The sequence below is a fragment of the Thioalkalivibrio sp. ALMg9 genome (assembly GCF_000380625.1).
Taxonomy (GTDB): domain Bacteria; phylum Pseudomonadota; class Gammaproteobacteria; order Ectothiorhodospirales; family Ectothiorhodospiraceae; genus Thioalkalivibrio; species Thioalkalivibrio versutus.
The window spans coordinates 283,497-304,728 of sequence record NZ_AQYC01000006.1; the positions used below are offsets into that span (position 1 = coordinate 283,497).

19 protein-coding genes are annotated in these 21,232 nt (G+C 66.8%); 10 read left to right on the top strand and 9 right to left on the bottom strand.

The features are described 5' to 3' along the window. Window positions 1-7: 7 nt before the first annotated feature. Complete coding sequence (coaBC, locus tag F792_RS0103475) at window positions 8-1,228, top strand: bifunctional phosphopantothenoylcysteine decarboxylase/phosphopantothenate--cysteine ligase CoaBC (RefSeq protein WP_018168384.1); 1,221 nt, start codon at window positions 8-10, stop codon at window positions 1,226-1,228. A gap of 20 nt (window positions 1,229-1,248) precedes the next feature. Next, entirely contained in the window at window positions 1,249-1,710 is a 462-nt protein-coding gene (gene dut / locus F792_RS0103480) for a dUTP diphosphatase (RefSeq protein WP_018168385.1), read from the top strand. Between the two features lie 7 nt (window positions 1,711-1,717). Here dut and hmpA read toward each other — a convergent pair whose 3' ends face one another. From hmpA to F792_RS0103505, 5 genes are all read right to left on the bottom strand, one after another. Beyond that, on the bottom strand, window positions 1,718-2,899 hold the full coding sequence (hmpA, locus tag F792_RS0103485; protein WP_018168386.1) for an NO-inducible flavohemoprotein: 1,182 nt from the start codon (window positions 2,897-2,899) through the stop codon (window positions 1,718-1,720). Between the two features lie 212 nt (window positions 2,900-3,111). Continuing rightward, window positions 3,112-3,702, bottom strand: coding sequence for a hypothetical protein (locus F792_RS0103490; protein ID WP_018168387.1), 591 nt, complete (start codon window positions 3,700-3,702; stop codon window positions 3,112-3,114). Then, window positions 3,699-4,310, bottom strand: coding sequence for an SCO family protein (locus F792_RS0103495; RefSeq protein ID WP_018168388.1), 612 nt, complete (start codon window positions 4,308-4,310; stop codon window positions 3,699-3,701). The genes F792_RS0103490 and F792_RS0103495 overlap by 4 nt, the downstream gene beginning before the upstream one ends. After that, window positions 4,300-5,736 (bottom strand): cbb3-type cytochrome c oxidase subunit I, encoded by a 1,437-nt coding sequence (locus F792_RS0103500; protein WP_369772408.1) that lies wholly within the window; start codon window positions 5,734-5,736, stop codon window positions 4,300-4,302. The genes F792_RS0103495 and F792_RS0103500 overlap by 11 nt, the downstream gene beginning before the upstream one ends. A 20-nt stretch (window positions 5,737-5,756) precedes the next feature. Beyond that, entirely contained in the window at window positions 5,757-6,275 is a 519-nt protein-coding gene (locus tag F792_RS0103505) for a hypothetical protein (RefSeq protein ID WP_018168390.1), read from the bottom strand. A 162-nt stretch (window positions 6,276-6,437) separates the two neighbouring features. Between F792_RS0103505 and argB the strand changes: the two genes are divergently transcribed. Beyond that, window positions 6,438-7,316, top strand: a complete 879-nt coding sequence (gene argB / locus F792_RS0103510) for an acetylglutamate kinase (protein ID WP_018168391.1) — start codon at window positions 6,438-6,440, stop codon at window positions 7,314-7,316. Here argB and F792_RS0103515 read toward each other — a convergent pair. Beyond that, entirely contained in the window at window positions 7,306-7,974 is a 669-nt protein-coding gene (locus tag F792_RS0103515; RefSeq protein ID WP_018168392.1) for a DUF4124 domain-containing protein, read from the bottom strand. The genes argB and F792_RS0103515 overlap by 11 nt on opposite strands. Between F792_RS0103515 and F792_RS0103520 the strand changes: the two genes are divergently transcribed. Beyond that, window positions 7,967-8,728, top strand: a complete 762-nt coding sequence (locus F792_RS0103520; protein ID WP_018168393.1) for a sulfite exporter TauE/SafE family protein — start codon at window positions 7,967-7,969, stop codon at window positions 8,726-8,728. The genes F792_RS0103515 and F792_RS0103520 overlap by 8 nt on opposite strands. Before the next feature lie 233 nt (window positions 8,729-8,961). Here the strand turns inward: F792_RS0103520 and F792_RS0103525 are convergent, their stop codons facing one another. Together F792_RS0103525 and F792_RS0103530 are read right to left on the bottom strand one after the other, a co-directional pair. After that, window positions 8,962-11,145: an HAD-IIB family hydrolase gene (locus tag F792_RS0103525; RefSeq protein ID WP_018168394.1), complete on the bottom strand. Its 2,184-nt coding sequence runs from the start codon at window positions 11,143-11,145 to the stop codon at window positions 8,962-8,964. Next, complete coding sequence (locus F792_RS0103530; RefSeq protein WP_018168395.1) at window positions 11,142-12,539, bottom strand: glycoside hydrolase 100 family protein; 1,398 nt, start codon at window positions 12,537-12,539, stop codon at window positions 11,142-11,144. Before F792_RS0103530 ends, F792_RS0103525 begins: the two co-directional genes overlap by 4 nt. A 115-nt stretch (window positions 12,540-12,654) precedes the next feature. On the opposite strand from F792_RS0103530, the gene F792_RS0103535 reads away from it, so the two are divergent. Genes F792_RS0103535 through F792_RS0103550 form a run of 4 tightly spaced genes read left to right on the top strand, consistent with a single transcriptional unit; the run spans window position 12,655 to window position 17,980 of the window. Next, the gene (locus tag F792_RS0103535; RefSeq protein WP_018168396.1) at window positions 12,655-13,296 is read left to right on the top strand and encodes a TetR/AcrR family transcriptional regulator; all 642 of its coding nucleotides are present in this window, start codon (window positions 12,655-12,657) and stop codon (window positions 13,294-13,296) included. 16 nt (window positions 13,297-13,312) lie between these two features. Further along, the gene (locus tag F792_RS0103540) at window positions 13,313-13,747 is read left to right on the top strand and encodes a cytochrome c (RefSeq protein ID WP_018168397.1); all 435 of its coding nucleotides are present in this window, start codon (window positions 13,313-13,315) and stop codon (window positions 13,745-13,747) included. Window positions 13,748-13,754: 7 nt separating this feature from the next. Continuing rightward, entirely contained in the window at window positions 13,755-14,894 is a 1,140-nt protein-coding gene (locus F792_RS0103545; protein ID WP_018168398.1) for an efflux RND transporter periplasmic adaptor subunit, read from the top strand. Continuing rightward, window positions 14,891-17,980, top strand: coding sequence for an efflux RND transporter permease subunit (locus F792_RS0103550; protein WP_018168399.1), 3,090 nt, complete (start codon window positions 14,891-14,893; stop codon window positions 17,978-17,980). The genes F792_RS0103545 and F792_RS0103550 overlap by 4 nt, the downstream gene beginning before the upstream one ends. A gap of 13 nt (window positions 17,981-17,993) precedes the next feature. Here the strand turns inward: F792_RS0103550 and F792_RS0103555 are convergent, their stop codons facing one another. Further along, on the bottom strand, window positions 17,994-19,073 hold the full coding sequence (locus tag F792_RS0103555; RefSeq protein ID WP_018168400.1) for an EAL domain-containing protein: 1,080 nt from the start codon (window positions 19,071-19,073) through the stop codon (window positions 17,994-17,996). Between the two features lie 116 nt (window positions 19,074-19,189). Here F792_RS0103555 and msrB point away from each other — a divergent pair, with 116 nt between their 5' ends. Next, complete coding sequence (gene msrB / locus F792_RS0103560) at window positions 19,190-19,588, top strand: peptide-methionine (R)-S-oxide reductase MsrB (RefSeq protein ID WP_018168401.1); 399 nt, start codon at window positions 19,190-19,192, stop codon at window positions 19,586-19,588. A 54-nt stretch (window positions 19,589-19,642) separates the two neighbouring features. Further along, the gene (locus F792_RS0103565) at window positions 19,643-20,842 is read left to right on the top strand and encodes an MFS transporter (RefSeq protein ID WP_018168402.1); all 1,200 of its coding nucleotides are present in this window, start codon (window positions 19,643-19,645) and stop codon (window positions 20,840-20,842) included. Window positions 20,843-21,232: the final 390 nt, after the last annotated feature.

Below are 21,232 nucleotides of genomic sequence, written 5' to 3' on the forward strand. Positions count from 1 at the left end.
CCGGCGCATGACGGAACACGACACCCAGCCCCGGATACTGGTCGGCGTCAGCGGCGGCATCGCCGCCTACAAGGCCTGCGAGCTGGTGCGCGAGCTCAAGCGCGCCGGCTGCGCGGTGCGCGTGGTGATGACCGCGGGCGCCCGCGCCTTCGTGACCCCGCTGACCTTCCAGGCCCTGTCCGGCGCGCCGGTACGCACCGAACTGCTGGATGCCGAGGCCGAATCCGGCATGGACCATATCGCCCTGGCGCGCTGGGCCGATCGCATCGTGGTCGCCCCCGCGAGTGCCAACCTGATTGCCCGCTACGCCCAGGGCCTGGCGGACGACCTGCTGAGCACCCTGCTGCTGGCCACCACCGCGCCGGTCACCCTGGCGCCGGCGATGAACCACCGCATGTGGGCGCACCCGGCCACGCAGGCCAACATTGCGACCCTGGTCGAACGCGGCGTGACCCTGATCGGACCCGACAGCGGCGACCAGGCCTGCGGCGAGCAGGGCAAAGGCCGCCTGCGCGAGCCGGCCGCGATCGCACGCGAGCTGCTGCAACCGGCAGACGCCCCGCTGGTCGGCCGCCAGGTGCTGATCACCGCCGGCCCCACCTTCGAACCCATCGACCCCGTGCGCTTCATCGGCAACCGCAGCTCCGGGCGCATGGGCTTCGCCCTGGCCGCAGCCGCGCGTGATGCCGGGGCACGCGTGACCCTGGTGCATGGCCCAACCGCACAGGCCGTGCCCGCCGGCGTCGAGGGCATGGCCACCGAAACCGCCGCCGCCATGCACGCCGCGGTGATGGAACGCCTGCCCGCGACCGACATCCTGATTGCAGCAGCGGCCGTGGCCGACTACCGTCCGGCCGCACCACAGGCCCACAAGCTCAAAAAGTCCGACCCCACGATGAACCTGGCCCTGGAACGCACCCAGGACATCCTCGCCGACGCCGCGCGCCAGGCGGCCACGCTCCTCCCCCGGCGCCCGTTCCTGGTGGGCTTCGCGGCCGAGACCGAGGACCTGCGCGAGCACGCCGAGACCAAGCGCCGAAACAAGGGGCTCGACCTAATCGCGGCCAATCGCGTCGGCGAGCGCCTCGCCTTCGGCACCCCCGACAACGAGCTGCTGTGCCTGTGGGAGGGCGGCGAGCGCACGCTGCCGAACCAGCCCAAGGCCCAACTGGCGCGCGCGCTGATCGACCTGATCATCGAGCGCCTGAACCCACGCGAAACAGATTAGTCATTGCCAAGGAACCCCGAATGCCCGTCCCCGAGATTGACCTGAAGATCCTCGACCCGCGCATGGGCGTGGACTTCCCGCTGCCCGCCCCGGCCACCGACGGCTCGGCCGGCGTGGACCTGCGCGCGATGATCGAGGCCCCACTGACGCTGGAGCCGGGCGCGGCCGAGCTGATCCCGACCGGGCTGTCGATCCACATCGAGGACCCGGGTTATGCCGGGATGATCCTTCCGCGCTCCGGGCTCGGCCACAAGCATGGCCTGGTGCTGGGGAATCTTGTCGGCCTGATCGACGCCGACTACCAGGGCCCGTTGATGGTCTCCTGCTGGAACCGGAGCGCGAACGCCTACACGCTCGAGGTCGGCGAGCGCCTCGCCCAACTGGTGATCGTCCCGGTCGTCCAGCCGCGCTTCCGCGTGGTCGAGGACTTCGAAGAGACCACCCGTGGCGCGGGCGGCTTCGGCTCCTCGGGGCGCGGCTGAACCGGCGTCAGGTCTCCAGGGCCGAGGCCGGGCCGAAGAACTCGTAGTTCACCCGCTCGTCCGGGATGCCTAGCCCGCGCAGGTGGGCGCGCACCTGCTGCATGAAGGGCTTCGGCCCCAGGAAATAGACATCCACCTCGCGGCTGTCGGGCAGCCATTCGGCGAGCTGCTCCCGGGTCAGAAAGCCTTCGGCATGCGGCTGATCGCCGGCACGCGGCTCGCTATAGCAATAGCGACGGGTCAGACCGGACATCTGTTCTGCCTGACGCTCCACCCAGTCGTGAAACGCGTGCACGCCACCGTGTCGCGCACAGTGGAGAAAGTGCACCTCGCGACCGTCCGCCAGCGCCGCCTCGGTCATCGCCATCGCCGGCGTAATCCCGACCCCCGCGGTCACGAAGGCCACGGGACGATCCGACGCCCGCAGCACGAAATCGCCGGCCGGAGGGAAGACGTCCAGCGCGTCACCCTCCTGCACCCGGTCGTGCAGGAACGTCGACGCGACACCGCCCGGCTCGCGCTTGACGCTGATGCGCAGGCTCTCGCCGTTCGCCGCCGCCGACAGGGAATAGTTCCGCCGTACCTCCTTGCCGTCGATCATCAGGCGCAGCCCGAGGTATTGCCCTGGCTGGTGCGGCGGGACGGGCTGACCGTCCACCGGCTGCAGATAGAACGAGGTGATCTCCTCGCTCTCGGGGAACTTGCGCTCCACACGAAAGGCGCGGGCACCACGCCAGCCGCCGGGTTGCTGTTCGTGCGCGGTGTACACGCCCTCTTCGGCCTCGATCAGGATGTCGGCCAGTTGCTGATAGGCCGCGCCCCAGGCCTCCAGCACCGCATCGGTCGCGACCTCCTCGCCCAGCACCTCGCGCATGGCCTGCAACAAGCAGGTGCCGACAATCGGGTAATGCTCGGGCTGCACCTGCAACGACACGTGCTTGTTGACGATCTGGCCCACCAGCGGGCCCAGGGCCTCCAGTCGGTCGATGTGCCGTGCATAGTTCAGGACCGCATTGGCAAGGGCCCGTGCCTGCTCGCCACTGGCCTGATGCGCCTGATTGAACAGCGGCTGCACCTCCGGGTAGTCGCGCAACATGATCTCGTAGAAGTGACGGGTGAGGGCTTCGCCGCCGGATTCCAGCAGCGGCACGGTTTGCTGGATGATCGCCTTCTGTTCGGTCGAGAGCATGTAGCACCTTCATTTGTTGTATTTAGTGTGCAGCTTTATATCAGCACCACCGGAACAAATCAAAACAATCATAATATTTGAACGTTAAAGAGTGGGCAGTCACTGCAACCCGGCGGAAGGCCGGGCATGTGGGCACAACCTTTCGAGGCTCCGGGCTTGGCCACCTGCATCCCGGGGAATGGAGAAGACTGCACCGGATCATACGGCCGAGACTAACCGGAAGCCTCCGAGTACACGCCGCCATGCCGGGGTGGCCCGAACAACAGGAGCAGCAGGATCGCCAGCAGGCTGAGGACGCCGGCGACCAGCATCAGGTTGCCCAGCAGCTGCTGCTCGCCGAGGAGATAGGCGTTGCACAGGCGATCCGGCGCCTCGCGATAAAGCCAGCCCATCACGAACATCATCGCCGTCCCCTTGACCCAGACCACGGCGCGGATCATCAGCGGCAAACGTCCAGCCGTGAGCCCCAGGGGCACACCGGCCAGCAACACCAGGGTGACGATCTTGGCGCCACCCGCGACCGAATCCAGCACCGCCCAGTCCAGGTTCCGCGGCAAGAGCCAGAAGGCCAGCACGAACAGCGCGAACAGAAGCCCGAGCACCCCGTAGCGATCCACGCTGCGGGCCCAGGCAGACACCCGGGTCAGAACCAGGCCGCTCAGCCAGGCACCGGAGAGTACCAACAACGGGATCTGGACCAGCATGTGACCGACCAGGCTTCCCTCCAGCGCACCCCGGAGGGGCGGGAAGAGGAGCAGGACCAGAAGAGCCGCGCCGGCGAGTGGACGCCACTGGCTCGTCACAGACGCGGCTCCAGATACGCCACCACCTCGTCCACCGCATCGATGTCGTGAATCCCTTGGAGAATTCCGTCGGGGCCCACCACGTAAATGGCCCCGTTATGGGCGAAATCCTCGCCGTCGGGGATCACGACCACCTGAAAGTGCTTCAGCAACCGGTCGAGCTCGCCCTGGTCACGAGTGCGCGCCATGTACCAGGCGTCCGGATTGGCGCCGAAGCGCTCGCCGTACTCGCGTAATCGCGCGGCATCGTCGTTTTCCAGGTCGAAGGTGATGCTGAGCAGAGCCACGCGATTGCCCAGCACCTCCTCCGGGAGCGCCTCCTGGATACGATGGAAGCTGGCACCCAGCGTGGTGCAGGCGCGATGGCAGCCGGTGTAGATGAAATCCAGCACCACGTAGCGATCCCCAAACCTCGCCAGGTCCAGCTCGCCGCCGCGGGCATCCTCCAGGGTCACGGCGGGTACGGGTGCCGGATTCTCGCGGGCGGCAAGGCGTCGCGCCTCCTCGGCGGTGAACGCGCGGTAGCCATCGGTGGCCAGGGCCAGGGTGGCGAAGCCACCCAGGCCGAGGGCGACGATGGTCAGGCCGTAGACGACGTTACGCCACATTGTCGGCCACACGCTTCATGCCCAGGAAGAACCGCAGGGCCAGTATCAGCGTCCCGAGGATCACTAGGGCGGCCGCGACGGACCCAAGCTGGGCATAGCCTGCCCATTCAGGGAGGTGCTCGGCGAAGCGCCGCGGCACGCTGGACGCCCCGCTGTAGAGGAACACCGCTACCAGCGCGAGGCCTCCGCCAGCAAAGGTCCAGAAACCCAAGCGGTCGAAGAAGCCGTCGCCCTGTTCCTGCGAGCGGGTCAGCCAGGCCATGAAGCCGAACATCATCGCGACCACGCCCAACAGCAAGTAGAAGTGGAAGTGGCCCGGAACCCACAGGGTGTTGTGCATCACCGTGTTGACCACGATGGTCGCATCGATGATGGCCGGGATCACGCCTGCGGCCCATCCGAACACGCCAAGGAAGACGAAGCCGGAGGCAATGTCCCAACGGATGCCGGAACGATAGACATTGGTCAGCGCACCCCAGGCCGTGACCAGGAGCACCGGAAGTCCGCTGGTGTAGGAGATCACCTGCCCCAGCACATGGAGAGAGGTCGGCTGCGAGAAGTCCATCAGCAGGTGATGCGGATAGACGAGCAGCACCATCACCGTGGAGGCAGCCCAAGCTGCCAGGAATACACGGGAAACCTTCCACGGACGGCCGGTATAGCGCGGCAGGATCTCGTAGACCGCGATCACCGCCATGTAGATGGTGGCGTTGATAAACACGTGGCCGAAGAAGTAAATGAGGTTCTTGGCCCACAGGGGATCGATATCGAAACCGGGCTGGTACAGATTGATCAGGCTCATGGTCAAGATCACGGCCCCGGCAACGATGCCAAGGGTGTTCACGATGAGCACCATGGTGCTGGCCACCACGGCCGGCGGCGGTGGGTCGCCCGGGCGGCCGAAGAGTTGCGGCAGACCCAGCGAACGGCCCAGCCCCCCATAGCTGCGAATCAGGGCGCGCGCCACATCGATGTACAGCAGCAGGAAACCCACGCCAATCGCCAGCAATCCGACGAAGTACGACGCGGCCGCGGCCTGGGTCCACATGCCCATGGGGGTCTGCGGCAGCGGGTACAGGAAGGTCCAGGCGCCGGCAAAACCGCCAATGAACACCCCGCCCAGAATCAGCACAGCACCCACCAGGAAGAGCACGAGGTTGAGCATGAACACCCCTGTGGACAGGGCGACATGCCGCCGCAGGAAATACCACATCACGGCCACGCTGCCGATGGCCACGGCCCCGACCATCCCGGCCCCGTGGGCCGTCAGCACCTGGTAGAAACCGGCGGCTCCGAGCAGATCCACTCCGGCCTGCTCCAGGCGCATCAACAGGCCAAAGACCATCATCAGCAGGAGGACCACCACAGTCGTGGCCAAGTAAACAAGTACGGCATTGCGTGGGCCGCGTGGCACGGCCGATTCCATTTTCTGTTCAGTCATGGCCATCACTCCGTAACGGTCAGTTCGGCGACCATCGCGTGATGCGCGACGCCGCAGTATTCGAGGCACAACACGCGGTAGGTGCCCGGCTCGTCGAAGGTGTACTCAAGGGTGTTGGTGTAGCCGGGCATCGCCTGCGTCTGGGTCAGCAGCGTCAGGTCCTCGTCATAGATGCCGAAGCCATGGTTCACGTCCTGGCTGGTCACTCGGAACTGAACCGGTTGACCGGCCCGCAGCTCGTCCCGGGACAGTTCCCAGCGCCACATATGTCCCGTGACATTTACCAATTGCACACCCTCGGCTCGGGTATCGGCACCGTAGGGGAGCAGGGTCAGGGTGTAGATAAACACCGGGGTGACCACGACCAGCAGGATCCAGAACGTCCAGTCGCGCAGGCGATAGGACCGGCGCGTCAGGGTGCCGGCTTCCTCTACCGGCTGTCGGGAAAACGCCGCGACCAGGAAGGCGGCGGTTATCGGAACGATCAGCAGGATCGTCAGGATCAGTGAGATGGATTGCAGCATCCCGGCCCCTCTTATTGATGTATTTGGGATGCGCTTTATAGCCGACGCCAGGCCAGCCAGTCAAATGCTTCGCTCTCAATACATCTTCAAATGGCGGACGATCGCGCCAGCGAGGCGGGGTGCTAAACTGAGCGGCTGCGAAACCCGACAACCGGACCCGCCATGGATACCCAGACGGCCCATTCCGTTGCCCACGTACTGATTGAAGCGCTGCCCTATATCCAGCGCTTCGCAGGCAAGACCATCGTGATCAAGTATGGCGGCAACGCCATGACCGAGGACCACCTGAAGGCCTCGTTCGCGCGTGACATCGTTCTGCTCAAGCAGGTCGGCGTGAATCCAGTGGTCGTGCATGGCGGCGGACCGCAGATCGGCGAACTGCTGAAACGACTGGGCAAGGAGACGGAATTCGTCAACGGCCTGCGCGTGACCGACCGCGAGACCATGGACGTGGTGCAGATGGTGCTCGGCGGGCTGGTGAACCAGGAGATCGTGTCGCTGATCAACCGCTTCGGCGGCCGAGCCGTCGGCCTGACCGGCAAGGACGGGCAGATGATCCGCGCGACCCCGTTGCGCGACTACGGCGCGGCCGAGGGCGAACCCAGCGTCGACCTGGGCCATGTCGGCCAGGTGGAAGGTGTGGACCCGAGCATCGTCCACACCTTGGATCAGAGTGACTTCATCCCGGTCATCGCCCCGATCGGCTTCGACCGCGACGGCAAGGCCTACAACATCAATGCCGACACCGCGGCCGAGAAACTCGCCGTGGTGCTGGATGCGGAGAAGCTGTTCCTGCTGACCAACACGCCGGGTGTGCTCGACGGCAGCGGGGCGCTGCTACCGCGCCTGGCCGCGCCGGAGGTGGATGCCATGATCCGCGACGGCACCATCCACGGCGGCATGATCCCGAAGATCCGCTGCGCCCTGGATGCCGTGCGCAGTGGCGTGAACGCCACCCACATCGTGGACGGCCGAGTGGAACACGCGGTACTGCTGGAGCTACTGACCGACCAGGGTGTGGGGACGTTGATCAGTCGTTAACGCGGCCATTCAGCACCAGTTGCTTAAAGTCGCGGCGGTCCAGATCCAGGCGCTCGTGGATCGCGGACAGGCGCTCACGCTGGCCCCGACGGTACTGGCGCTCGCGAGCAATGCGCGCGTCCAGCTCATCCAGCTCCGCCCGGTAACGATCCGCCAGCGAGGAGTTTTCATTGGCGCCGTCCAGCTGCCGGCGGATGCGCTCGCGTTCACGCAACAGGGTCCTTTCCTGGGCCTCGCTGCGCAGGACGTTGCCGCCAATCGAACGCTCGCGGCGCTCACGCAGCTCCTCGATCTCCTCCAGCGAGGTGTAAGCCCGGCGCAACTGGTGCTCGCGCGCCACTCGATCCTGTCGCGCGCGCTGCGTCGCCTCCAGGTTGCGCTCCGCCTGCTCGCGCTCGGCCGCGGCCTGCGCCCGCTCCTCGGCGCTCATCGGGGCCGGCAGGATCTCGCGCATGCGCCCCTCGGAGTCGTAGATGCGGCGTTCGCGCTGGCTGGTCTCGGGCTGCGGGGTGCTGGAATAGTGTACGGTCCCGTTATCATCCACCCAGCGGTAGATATCCGCCTGGACCGGGACCGCGAGCCCCAGCAACAACGCACCGGCCAGCGCCGGGCGAAAAAGCCCTGACCGCTGCCCGTTCCACACACCCCAAATGACCATTTTCGAACACCTCGGACTCGTCTTCATCGCCATCGTGGCCAACGGGTTCTCCGCGTTGGCCGGTGGCGGGGCGGGCCTTTTGCAATTGCCCGCCCTGATTTTTCTGGGCCTTCCCTACCCCGTGGCACTGGCCACCCATAAAATCGCATCCGTGGCTCTGGGTGCCGGTGCCGGCCTGCGCCACGTCAAGAAAAGCACATTCGCGCCCAGGCGCCTAGCCATTATCCTGCTGGCCGGTCTGCCTGGGGTGTTAATCGGTGCCTGGCTGGTGTTGGGGATCCCGCCGCGGGCCGGCGAAATCGCCCTGGGCCTGCTGACCATCGGCCTCGGCTGGTACTCCTGGCGCCGCCCGCAGCTCGGGCAGGTGGTGCGCGAGATCGGATTTTCCTGGAGCCACGCCCTGATCGGCGCGGCCGGTCTGTTCCTGATCGGCATCCTGAACGGCTCGCTGGCCTCGGGCACGGGGCTGATGGTCACCCTGTGGCTGGTGCGCTGGTACGGCATGAACTATACCCAGGCGGTCGCCTACACCATGGTCCTGGTCGGCCTGGTCTGGAACGGGGCGGGCGCCCTGATGCTCGGGACGCTCGGGACGGTACAGTGGGACTGGCTTCCGGCACTGCTGGTGGGCAGTTTTGTTGGCGGATATCTGGGCGCCTGGGCGGCCCAGCACTACGGCAACCGCCTGGTCAAACGCGCCTTCGAGGTCGTCACCGTCCTCACCGGGATCGCCCTGCTGCTGCCCGTGCCCTGACGCCCTGCCTCACCAGGGCAATCCACCATGAAGCACACGAAGGCACGACCGGGGAACATGCCCTTCGTGCAGGAAGGGCAAGGCCTGGAAGTGATTGGCCGTCCCCGCAAATCCGCAGAGCGAAATGGGTTTGGCGGCAACATCCACTCACTCCGCGATCTTCGAGCCCTCTGTGGCGCAACGGCCTTGGCCCTTCTTCGGGCCTTCACGCGCTTGGCGCTAGCAAACGCGGGCTATTCTTCGGCCTCGGCGTCGCCCGGGCTTTCGCAGCGGTTGAGGAGGTCGAAGTGCTCGATCCCTTCGAGGAGGCCCCGCGCGTGCGTGGCCCCGGCGAAGAAGATGCGCTGGAAGCCGCGCAGGCTCTCCAGCTCTGGCTGGTGGTTGCCCACCACGGTCCCCAGCAGGCGCCCGCGCAGCATGTCCTCGTCGTTGCCAGAATCGCCGGCGACCAGCACGTGCTCCAGCGGGATGCCCCACTTGTCGGAGAGATAGCGCACCGCCAGGCCCTTGGAGGCGCGCACCGGCAGCAGGTCGAGGAACCGGTCGTGCGAGTAGATCACCCGGGCGTGCAGGTCCTCGCGGTACAGCCGGGTCTCCACCGCCTTCGCATCCAGACTGCCGGGCGGCTCGACGAAAAAGCTGACCTTGAATGCGCGCTGGTCCACATCCGGCTGAAGGACCAGATTTTTCTCCTGCTGCAGACATTCGCGCAGCCGGTCCGGCTCCCAGCGATGACTGATATGGCGCGCCCAGCCGCGATCCTCGGTCTGCTTGGTGCCGTAATGAATCTCGCTGCCCACCGAGGTGATCCAGACGTCCGGGGTGGGCACGCCATGCTCCTCGAGGATCGCCGCGGCCGAATCGATGCGCCGTCCCGTGGCCACGCCGAAGGCGACACGCTTGCGATTGCGCTTGAGCCAGGCGACGAAGGCACGAGTGGCCTTGTCATCGCCCAGCAGGGTGTTGTCGATGTCGGTGATCACGGCGCGATCCATCTGCGCCAGATGACCGGAGACCCGGCGCTCGTGGTGGCGCTCCTGGCGCACCTCGCGGGTCAGCGACTTCACCAGCTTGACGTATTTCTCGGCGTGGCCGTCCCAGGAATAGTGCTGGCGTACGCCCTTGAGCCCGGCGCGCGAGTAACGCTGCCAGCGCGGACGATCCGCCAGGATGGCCTGGATCGCGTCGGCGATGCCCTCCGGATCCAGCGGATCGATCAACTGTCCGTTGTGGCAGCGCGAGATGATCTCCTCCGGTCCGCCGTCGTTGGTGGCCACGATGGGGGCGCCGCTGGCCGCGGCCTCAATCAGGGTCAGGCCGAAGGGCTCGGTCAGCGCCGGGTTCACGAATACGCCCTTGCTTGAGGCCACCAGGCGGTAGAGATCCGGCACGTCGTCGGAGTCGTGGTGCTTCGGGTAGGCCACCAGGCCATGCAGGTCGTGGCGATCGATCCGCAGGAGCAGATCGGTCATGACGTCGCGCGCGCCCTTGTCGAGGTCGGCGATGTCGTCACGGTTACCGGCAACGATCAGCAGGTTCGCGTTCTCGCGCAGCCAGTCATTCCCGGCGTAGGCCTCCAACAGGCCGCGGATGTTCTTGCGCTCGTCGGCGCGCGACAGCGCCATGATCAGCGGGCGATCGGGGGTTTCCAGGAAGCGCCGGACCGCGGCCCAGATCGGCGGCTTGCGCTGACCCCGCTTCGGCGGATGGAAGCGCGTCAGGTCGGTGCCCGGCGGAATCACCTCCATGCGCTCCGGCTGATAGTTGTCGTAGGTCGCGTACTGTTCGCCAATCTCCTGGCGGGTACTGGCAATCACGCGGTGGGCATGGGCCAGCGCCTCCTCCTCCGCATGAATGCGGGTGGAGATGTTGTAGCGCGCCTCGATGTCGGCGTCCGACATCCCGCTCTCGCGCAGGCGTTCGCGCTTGACCCGCCCCAGCGAGTGGCCGGTCTGCAGCATCGGTGCGCCCAGCAGGTTCGACAGCTGCACCGCGACATGCCCGGCATCGGCGTAATGCCCGTGGATCACGTCCGGCCGCAGCCCCACCCGCCGGATATGCCCCAGGGCGTTGTCGGCGAAGCAGTCCAGATAGGGCCAGAGCTTCTCCTTGCGCAGGTAGCGCCGCGGGCCGCAGTCCAGACGCACGATATGGGCCCCGTCGCCCAGGTCTTCTTCCGGTTCGGCGTAGTCGGCGGATACCTTGCTGTCGACCACCCGCCGGGTCAGCAGGTCGACCCGGCCAACCTGCGGATGACGGGCCAGGGCCCGTGCCAGCTCGACCACGTAGAGCGTCTGCCCGCCGGTGTCGGCGTCACGGCCCAGCTCCAGCTCCCGTCCGCGGACCAGGCCGTGGACACTGATCAGGACGAGATAAAGGCCTTCACCGTCGCGTGACTTGCTCTGGGTCTTTTTCATGGCACCTCGGGTTCCGGGCTGTCGAACAGGCTGAGGGTCTCGGGGTTGTCGATCAGGCCCTGCGAAACAAGCACCGCGGTCGCCGACCAGGTCTGGCGATAGTTGGCTCGCCGGCCGACCAGACGACCATGGCGCCCGTCGTAGTACTCCGGCCAGTTATCGCGATACAGACGCTCGGCCGCGACCGCATGCACGCTACGCGCGAGATCCGGCCGCCCGACGCGCAGGGCCGCGCCGGTGAACGCCCACAACAGTGCCGGCCAGTTGCCGCCGTTGTGGTAGGACCACGGGGTGTTCTTGGGATCGGACCCGGTCAGCAGGCGCCACTCCTCGCCCACCATCGCCGGATAGCAGATCTTGACCGGCATGGTCCCGATCAGGTCCTCGAAGCGCTGCTCGAAGGTCTGCATGATCGAACGCGACTGGTGTTCGTCGGCCAGCCCGAACAGCACCGCCAGCAGGTTGCCGAAACTGAAGAAGCGAAAGTCCATGCGTCCGGGGCCGAGGTTGCCGACCAGGTAGCCGCTCTCCGAGGGGATCCAGTCCACCAGCCAATCGGGGATGCTCTCGGGGTAGATGTTCAGCGAGTTCTCGGACTCGTGGCCGAAGTGCTCGGTGCGATAGCGATGGATATCGTTCAGCCGCTCGAGATCCAGCCAGTAGTAATTGCGAATGTAATCGGACAGCTGCCGCGTACGAATCGCGGACTGCTCGCACAAGAGCTCCGAGTCCTTGTCGCAGGGTTCGAGCATCGCCAGCGAGGCCTTCAGCATCCCGTAGAACAGGGCCTGGATCTCCAGCGGGTGGCCGAACACCCCCATGCGCCGATCGATCATGAAGCTGCCGTCCGGCACCAGCAGGGTCGGGAAGACCTCGAAACGGTCCTGCAGGCAGATGCTCAGGATCAAGCGGATGCCGCGCTGCACATCGGCACTTTTGATGAAATCGGTATCGCCCGTGCGGTTCTGGTAGGCCCGCAGCAGCAGCACCCACCACATCATCGAGTCGACCGGCGCCACACGCCCGATCGCGCGATCGCCGAAGTCCGCCGCCAGGGACTCGCGCCCGTTCTCGTCGGTGAACACGCGGAAGCTCGCCGGCATCACCCGCGGCAGGCGGCGATGGCCCTCGATCTCTTCCTGGGTATCGCGGATCTGCAGGATCAGCGCGAGGAAGTCGCGCACCACCTCGGGCTCGTCGTTCAGCAGATAGACCAGCCCCGAGGGCACGAAGTCGCGGATGAAGCAGTCGGCATAGTTTTCCGCAGGCGCCCGCTCGTCCAGGCTGGCCACCGTGCCCACCGTGCGCCCGCGATAGCGCACCTCGGCATCGTGCAGCAGCTGGTAGGCGGATTCGAGCGTCGGATTGCGGGCGTCGGGCGGGAGCTGATTCATAAACACCGAGTCTATGGAAACCCGTGCGTTTGTGCACGCACCCCAGCCACTTGCCACGCCCCCATAAACTTCATACGATCTGCATCATAAAGAGCGAAAGCGATTACTTACTTGCATGCAACGAAAATCCGGCGACGAACGGCGCGAAGAGATCGTTCAGGCCCTACTCGACCTGACAGCCGAACGCGGGGCACGGGACGTCTCCACCCAGGCCATTGCCGATCGGGTGGGCATCGCCCAGCCCACGATCTTCCGGCATTTCCCAACCCGCGACGCGATCTTCCGCGCGGCGCTGGAGTCCATCGGCCGCAGGCTCCTGGACGTACTCACACCGATGCTGTCCGGACGCGGCTCGGCAGACGTCCGCCTGCGCAACCTCCTGACCCGACAATTGCGATTCATCAGTCGGCGCAAGGGGCTGCCGCGCCTGATCTTCTCCGAACGCCTGCACCTGGAAGACCCCGAGTTGAAGGCCGTGGTCCGCGACATCATCGACCGTTACACCTCCCGGCTGGAGGAACTGCTCCGGGAAGGCGTCACCCAGGGATGCTTTCGCCAGGACCTGGAAACCGCCGAAACCGCCCGCCTGATCGTGGCGATGATCCAGGGGCTGGTCATGCGCTGGTCACTCTCCGATTTCGAGTTTCCGCTCGACCAGCAGGGCGACGTGCTGTGGCGACTGCTGGAGCCTGCATTGCGAGCACCGCAGGACCAACCGACTCAGGCACCCGGCCCGCACCCGAACACATTCGACTAACCCGAGGAGACTGGATATGTCCTTCACCCGTGCCACCCTGGTCGTCGCCGTTCTCGCCATGCCCCTGGCTAGCACTGCGTCGGCCGATACCTTCCAGTCCGTGATGCAGGGGCTCACGGACGACATGAACCGGGTCCAGTCCGCGTTGTTCGTCGAGGACTTCACTGCCATCACCGAGGCAGCCGAGGCGATCGCAGATCATCCGAAGCCCTCGCTCGGCGAACGTCGCCGTGTCCTGTCGGCAGTAGGGTCCCGGGTCAGCGAGTTCCGTGCGCTGGATCAACGAGTGCACGGTGCCGCCGAAGGGCTTGCCGACGCGGCGCGTGACCAGGATCTGGACAAGTCCATCCGCTACCACGGCAGGCTCGTAAATGCCTGCATCGCCTGCCACAGCGCATTCCGGGACGAGGTGGTCAGCGCCCTGTCGCCGGAAGACGCCCCAAAACGCTGAGCACAACATGAACGCATCCCGGACTCCATCCGGTCGTCGCGGTCTTCGGCGGACCCTGGGCCTCCTCGCGCTGGGCGGGGTGGTGCTGGTGACGGTCTGGAGCGCGGCGGACCGGCTGTCGGAGCGGTTTTCGCCCGAGGCCGCACGCACCGTGCCACCGCCGGCCGTCACCACGATCGCCGCGGAACCTACCGGAGTCACACTCTATAGCCCTGCGTACCGAGGCAGCATCGAGACCCATGACGAGACCACCATTTCGGCCCGGGTCACGGCCCAGGTACGGGAAAGCCCCCTGAATGCCGGGGACCGGGTCGAGGCGGATGGCGTCCTGGTGCGTATGGATACCGACGAGACCCGCCTGGAGGTCCGGCAGCGAGAGGCCGCCGATCAGCGCCTGGACGGAGAACGTGCAACCGCCCGGCGCAACCTCGATCGCCAGCAGGACCTCTTTTCCCGGGGCCTGATTCCGGAAAGCGAACTCGACGACGCTCGCCAGCGCGTCGCCACACTGGAGGCCCAGCTCCGCGAAAATCGGTCGGCGCTGGAACTGACCCGCAAACGCCTGGAATACACGACGGAACGGGCCCCTTTCGCCGCTCAGGTGCGGCGCACCCATGTCCGCCCCGGCGACCTGGCGGTTTCGGGGCAGCCCCTGATCGAGCTGGTCGGCCTCGAGGGCCTGCATGCGGTCCTGCGCGTGCCGGAGCGCGACAGCCTGCTGCTCCAACCCGGTCTGGCCGTGGAGCTGACCATCCCCGCCCTGGAACACACCGTGACGACCCGGCTGGACCGGGTCCACCCCACACTGGATGCCGGCCGGCGCAGCGGGAGCTTCGAGACACGCCTGCCCGACCCGCCGGAGGCGTTGCGCCCCGGCATGGCCGTACAGGCCCGGGTCGTCCTAGACCATCTGGACCCGGTCATCCGGGTACCGGCACATGCGGTCCGGAGCGACGCCGATCACCAATGGGTCTATCGGCTGGAAGACGGACACGCATACCGCACGGAGGTGGTGACACGGTCGTTGCCGAATGGAGAACAGGCGATTCTCGAGGGCATCAACCCGGGTGACCGCATTATCGTGACCCCGGATCGGCGGGTCCGCGACGGGGGGCCCGTGCAGGCCGTGGACGACAGCGACCGATGACCTGGGTCGAAGGCCTCCTGCGGTACCGGCACACGGTGCTGGCCCTTCTGGCGGCCGCCTTGATCCTGGGCCTGCAGGCGCGCTTCGATTTGCCCGTCCAGCTGTTTCCCGACACCGATCCGCCGACTGTCACGGTCATCACTGCATACCCCGGCATGGCGGCCCTGGACGTCGACCGCGAACTCACACGCCTGCTGGAGGAGGAGTTTGCCAGCCTCGACGGCGTCACCCGGATCCGCTCCTCCAGCCAGACCGGGCTGTCCGTGGCGCGCGTGGAATTCGACTACGGCATCACCAGCGCCCTGGCTGCAGTGGACGTCCAGAACGCCGTCGAACGGTTGCGTCCCGACCTGCCCGCCACCATCGAAGAACCGCAGATCCTGGAGTTCTCCACCGCCGACAAGCCGATCATCACCATCGCCCTGACCAGCGACACATTGCCGCTCTACGCGATCCGCGAACAGGCCGATAACGCCGTCCGCGAAACCCTGGAGTGGATCCCCGGTGTCGCCGCGATCGACGTGGTCGGGGGGCACAAGAGCGAGTTGCATGTTGCCCTCGACCCCGAGCGCGCCGAGGCCCTGGGGATCGACATGTCCCGGGTACTGGAGGCCCTCGACGACTGGAATCTCATGGCGCCGGGCGGACGCGTCCGCATCGGTGAACTCGAGAGCGTCGTGCGGTTCGATGAGCCATTGCGAAGCGAGGCCGATGCGCGCGGGCTCATCCTGGAGGCGGACGGCGATTCCCGGGTGCGCCTGGGTGATATCGCCCGTATCCGTCTGGAGCCCGGTGAGCCGCGCTCGGCCTACCGTCATGACGGCCGGGCGGCCATTGCCGTGCAGGTGCTGCGCCGGGACGATGCCAACACGGTGGAGGTGGCCGTGCGGGTCCGCGAGGCGCTGCCCCCCCTGCGCGACGCCACGCCCGAGCTGGACATCGTCGTCGCCGACGATGATTCGGTGTTCACCGAGAAGGTCATCGCCGACATGACACAGACCGTGATGATCGCCATCGCCCTGACGATGGTGATCGTCCTGCTGTTTCTCGCCGACCTCCGTCAGGCCGGGATCATCGCCCTCTCGATTCCGGCGGCGTTCCTGGCGACCTTCGGCCTGATGCAACTGGCCGGCCTGGATCTGAACATGGTCACCATGTCGGCGCTGATCCTGGCCATCGGCCTGCTGGTCGACGACGGCATCGTGATCCTCGAGAACATCCACCGCCACCTGGACGAAGAGGGCCAGCCCCCGCGCCAGGCGGCCATCGAGGGGGTCGGCGAGGTCTTCGGCGCCAAGCTGGGCGGGACACTGACCACCCTCGGCGTACTGCTGCCTCTCACGTTCATGGGCGGCTTTGTCGGCGAGCTGTTCCGTCCGCTGGCGCTGACCCTGGCGTTCGCCCTCGGCGCGTCGTTCGTGATGGCCGTCACCCTGATCCCGCTGCTGGCCACCTACTGGCTGCGCCCTGCAACGTCGACCACCACCCCGCGCTGGAGGGAGACCCTGGAGGCGCCGGCGCGAGGGGTCCGCAACCTCTATCTGGACGTCCTTGCCCTGGCACTGCATCGTCCGCTGGCGACGCTGGTGGTGGCGGTCGTACTCCTGGCACTCAGCCTGGGCATGCTCCGCATGACCGGAAGCGAGATGCTGCCGCGTTTCGACTCGGGCAGCTTCCAGGTTCTGGTCGACATGGCGCCGGGAACCCGGCTCGACACCACTCTGACAACCCTGGAACCCGTCGAGCGGTATCTGGCCGAACATGAATACGTCGTGGATGTCAGCAGCCAGTTCGGCCACGAAGCCGGCGCCCGCTCGATGGGCGACCGCGGCGCCATGGGCGTCAACCAGGCCGAGATCACGGTGACGCTGGTGCCGCGGACGCAACGTTCCCTCACACAGTGGGAGATCATGGACGACGTGCGCCAGCGCCTGGAGGCCACCCCGGGCGTGACCCTCGCCGTGCCCCGGGAACTCGGCGGCACCGCGCGCTCGTCAACCGCCGCCCCGATCATCGCCCGGATCAGTGGCGAGCAGGCGCAAACCCTGGACCGCACGGCGAGCGAGCTGCTGGACCATCTTGCCGGCATCCCCGGCATTACCGACCTGTACAAGGACTGGGCCCTCGACACCCCCGAGGTGCGGATCCGGGTCGACCATGACCGCGCGGCCGAGCTCGGCCTCACCGGCACCGCGACCGCCCGCGCGGTGCACCAGGCCATGGACGGCGCCGTGGCCACACGCTTCCGCCAGCCGCCGAAGCGGGATCTGGACGTGGTCGTGCGCTACCAGGTATCGGACCGCCGCTATCCGGAAGACCTGGAGGGCATCCTGCTGCCCACCCGCGAGGGCCCGATCGCCCTGAGCGAGGTCGCAAGCCTTGAACACACCCTGGGTCCGCGCATCGTCACGCGGGAAAACGGACAGCGGACCCTGGACATCCTCGGCTTCCATCTGGGGCGTCCACTGTCCGAGGTGGTGGCCGACGTCCAGCAGCGCCTGGACACCTTCGCCGCCCCGGATGGCTACCCGGCGACGCTGGCCGGCGAGCAGGCAGACTTCGACGAGGCGCGTGGCCACATGATGCGGGCGCTGCTGCTGGCCGCCCTGGCCGTCTACCTGCTGCTGGTCGTGCAGTTCCGCAGCTTCGCCCACCCCGTCATCATCATGGCCGCCATTCCGTTGCAGTTCATCGGCGTAGTCGCTGCACTGCTGATCGCCGGAAAGTACGTATCCATGCCGGCGCTGCTCGGGATCGTCCTGCTGATCGGCATCGTCGTGAACAACAGCATCATCCTGCTCGACCTGGCCCGGCGCCGACTGGCCGAGGGCCGGGACATTTACGCCGCCGTCACCGAGGCGGTGGAAACCCGCATGCGTCCGATCATGATGACCGCCCTGTCCACCATCGCCGGGATGCTGCCGCTGGCCCTGGAGATGGCCGTCGGGGCCGAACGTTTCTCGCCGATTGCCACGGTGATCATCGGCGGCATCCTGGCTGCGACCGTTCTGACGCTGGTGGTGATTCCGGCCCTGTTTGTGCTTCTGCACCGATTCGGACCCATGACCGCCAACGCCCGGGGGTAGAACGGATGGGTAGTCAGGACTCCGGGTGGTTCGGCAGCGGCGGCTCCGCGGCCGGGCGCGCGAACAGGTAGCCCTGACAGAGATCCACGCGCTCCTTCAGCCAGCGCCATTCCTCCACGGTCTCGACGCCCTCGGCCACGACCCGGATATCGAGATCCCGCGCCAGCTCGATGATCTTTTCGAGGATCTTCTGCTGGTAGATGTCCTGGTCGATCCCGCTGACCAGTTCGCGGTCGATCTTCACGAAATCCGGGCGCAGTTGCGACAGCATGTTGAGCGATGCGTACCCCGCCCCCAGGTCGTCCAGGGCGACCTGGAACCCGGCGCGGCGATAGCGCTCGACGATCCGCGACAGGTGCTCCATGTCGTTGACCTGGTCGCTCTCGATCACCTCGAAAACGAAGCCGGCGGGCCCCGGCTGGCCTGGCACGCGTGACATGATCTCGCGCACGGTCGTTTCCAGGCAGAAGGCCGGGTCATAAATCGCGGTCGGGTTGAAGTTGATGAACAGATGGCTACGGACCCCGCGCTCACTGGCGCGACGGATGGCATTGATCCGGGCGGAACGATCCAGATGGAACAGGAGCTCGGCATTGCGCGCCGTCTTGAACAGGTCCAGCGGCGGGATGATGTCACCGCCCGGCGTGGAGGCGCGTACCAGGGCCTCGTAGGCAAAGACCTCGGTGGGGTTCGCGGCATGCACAATCGGCTGGAAGTGGAAGTCCAGGGTGTCGTTGGCCAGGATCGCCGAGAGGTCGCGCGCATTGTGCCGCGCAATCAGCGTCGACAGCAGGTGGGTGTCCTGCAGATGCGCCAGCCCGAAGTCCTCGCCTTCCGGCACGAAGGTCGCGCGGCAACCGGCCTGCTCGGAGCTGCTCAGGGCCTGCTCCAGCCGCACCAGCATCTCGCCCAGCCCGCCGGCACCCTTGACCGGCAGGGCCAGGATGCCCGAGCTCGGCTCTGCGCAGGGCAATTGCTCGTCCACCATGCGTTGGCGCAGGGCCGCGCGGGTGTGCGCCAGCACCGGTGCCAGGTAAAGAGTGCCGGAGGCCGCTGGCAGCAGATCGATACGTTCGCAATCGGGACAACCCACGACCACCTCCAGCGGTCCAGTCTTTGGCCACCCGGCCGAGAACCGGGGATAATTTTCCCGGTCCACCGGAAGACCCATTCTCGGTTCGCAAACAATAGCATCAACCCGGAGATTGCATGAGCTCATCCCAACGCCCGACCGACGCCGAACTGCGCGACCGCCTGACACCGGAGCAGTATCACATCGCCCGCGAGGGCGGGACCGAGCGGCCATTCACCGGCGCCTACAACGACCACAAGGCCGATGGCCTCTATCACTGCGCTGCCTGTGGCGCGCCGCTGTTCGATTCCGCGGCCAAGTTCGACTCCGGTAGCGGCTGGCCCAGCTACACGGCCCCCGTGTCCGCTGCCGCCGTCGACGAACACCGCGACCGCGCGCTGGGCATGGAGCGCACCGAGGTACGCTGTGCCGCCTGCGACTCCCACCTGGGCCACGTCTTCCCCGATGGTCCGGAACCCACCGGGTTGCGCTACTGCATCAACTCGGCGGTGCTCGAGTTCCATCCGCGCGGCTGACCCAGTTACCCGAACCGGGCCATGAGGCCCGGGCCCAATGCCGAAGGGAATCTCATGTCCGGCCAGACCACCCCGCGCGAGCGCGCGAACGTCCTGATCCTTGCCCTCGGCCAGGCCCTGTTCCTGATCGCCGCGGTCACCGTGATGACCCTGAGCGGCGTGGTCGGCGAGCGCCTGGCCAGCGACCCGTCGCTGGCCACCCTGCCGGTCGCCGCGATGATGATCGGGACCCTGGTCATCACCCTGCCGGCGTCGCTGTTCATGAAACGCTTCGGAAGGCGCACAGGCTTCCTGCTGGGGGCGGGTGTCGGCGGCTTCGGCGGGGCGGCAATCGCCGCGGTCGGGGTATTCGCCGAGGCCTTCTGGATCTTCGTGCTCGGCAATCTCCTGCTGGGCGCCTACCAGGCCTTCGCGATGTACTACCGTTTCGCCGCGGCGGATGTGGCCAGCGACGCCTTCCGCCCGCGCGCCATCTCGCTGGTTATGGCCGGGGGCGTGGCCGCGGCCTTCCTCGGCCCGTGGAACGCCCACCATGCCCAGGCCCTGCTGCCACAGACGCCGGAAGCCGGTCCCTACCTTCTGCTCGGGGCACTGGCCCTGCTGGCCATGCTGCTGCTGGCCTGGCTGCGCGTACCAGCACCCCCGGCAGCAGAACGTGCCATATCCCGCCCCCTGCGCGAGATCATGCCCCGGGGCCGCTTCGTCGTTGCGCTGACGACGGCCGCCCTGGGCTACGCGGTGATGATCCTGCTGATGACCGCAACCCCGCTGGCCATGCGCCAGGCCGGCTTCGACATGGGCCAGGTCGCCCTGGTGATGCAGTGGCACGTGCTCGGGATGTTCGCGCCATCCTTCGTCACCGGCCATCTGATCACGCGATTCGGGCTTACGCGCGTGCTCGCAATGGGCAACGCCCTGGTGCTTTTCAGTGTCGCCATCGCCGCGCATGGCGAGATGCTGGCGCACTTCTGGCTGGCGTTGTTCCTGCTGGGGGTCGGCTGGAACTTTCTGTTCATCGGCGGCAGCACCCTGCTCACCACGACCCATACGGCCGGCGAAAAGGGCAAGGTCCAGGGCGTGAACGACCTGACGGTGTTCACCCTGGTCGCCGCCGGTTCGTTGCTGGCCGGTGCGCTACTGCGACCGCTGGGCTGGGATGGCCTGAACCTGGCGATGCTGCCAGTGATCGCGGTGCTGACCGTCGCCATCCTCTGGCTCTGGCGCGACGACGCCCGCGCCCCGGCACGCGCCTGACCGGTCCATTCCCGCCGACCATGCTCGTCCTCCCGCCGTCCGGTCCACGATCATGGCGCATCATCAAGTGTTTACGGTGGCTTCGGTCTACCACCTGCCATGTTGTGGCTGGCCATGGTTCGGCACCTGGAGTTTACGTGGCTCCGTCTGACCGCCTGCCACGCGCTCTCTCGCGAGCGCACCGCGAGGTACTTCTTTGCTCGTGCAAAGAAGTACCCAAGAAACACGCCCGACTGCCGCGACCCCGGCCCGCGCAGCGGGCCGGGGTTTCCCTCGCTCCGAGGCTTTTCGCGGGCGGCGCTGAACTCGCTACGCTGCGCTTCGCTCAGACATCCAGCGCCTTTTCTCCCGCGAAAAGCCTCTCCACTCGGCGCGACGACAACGGGGAGG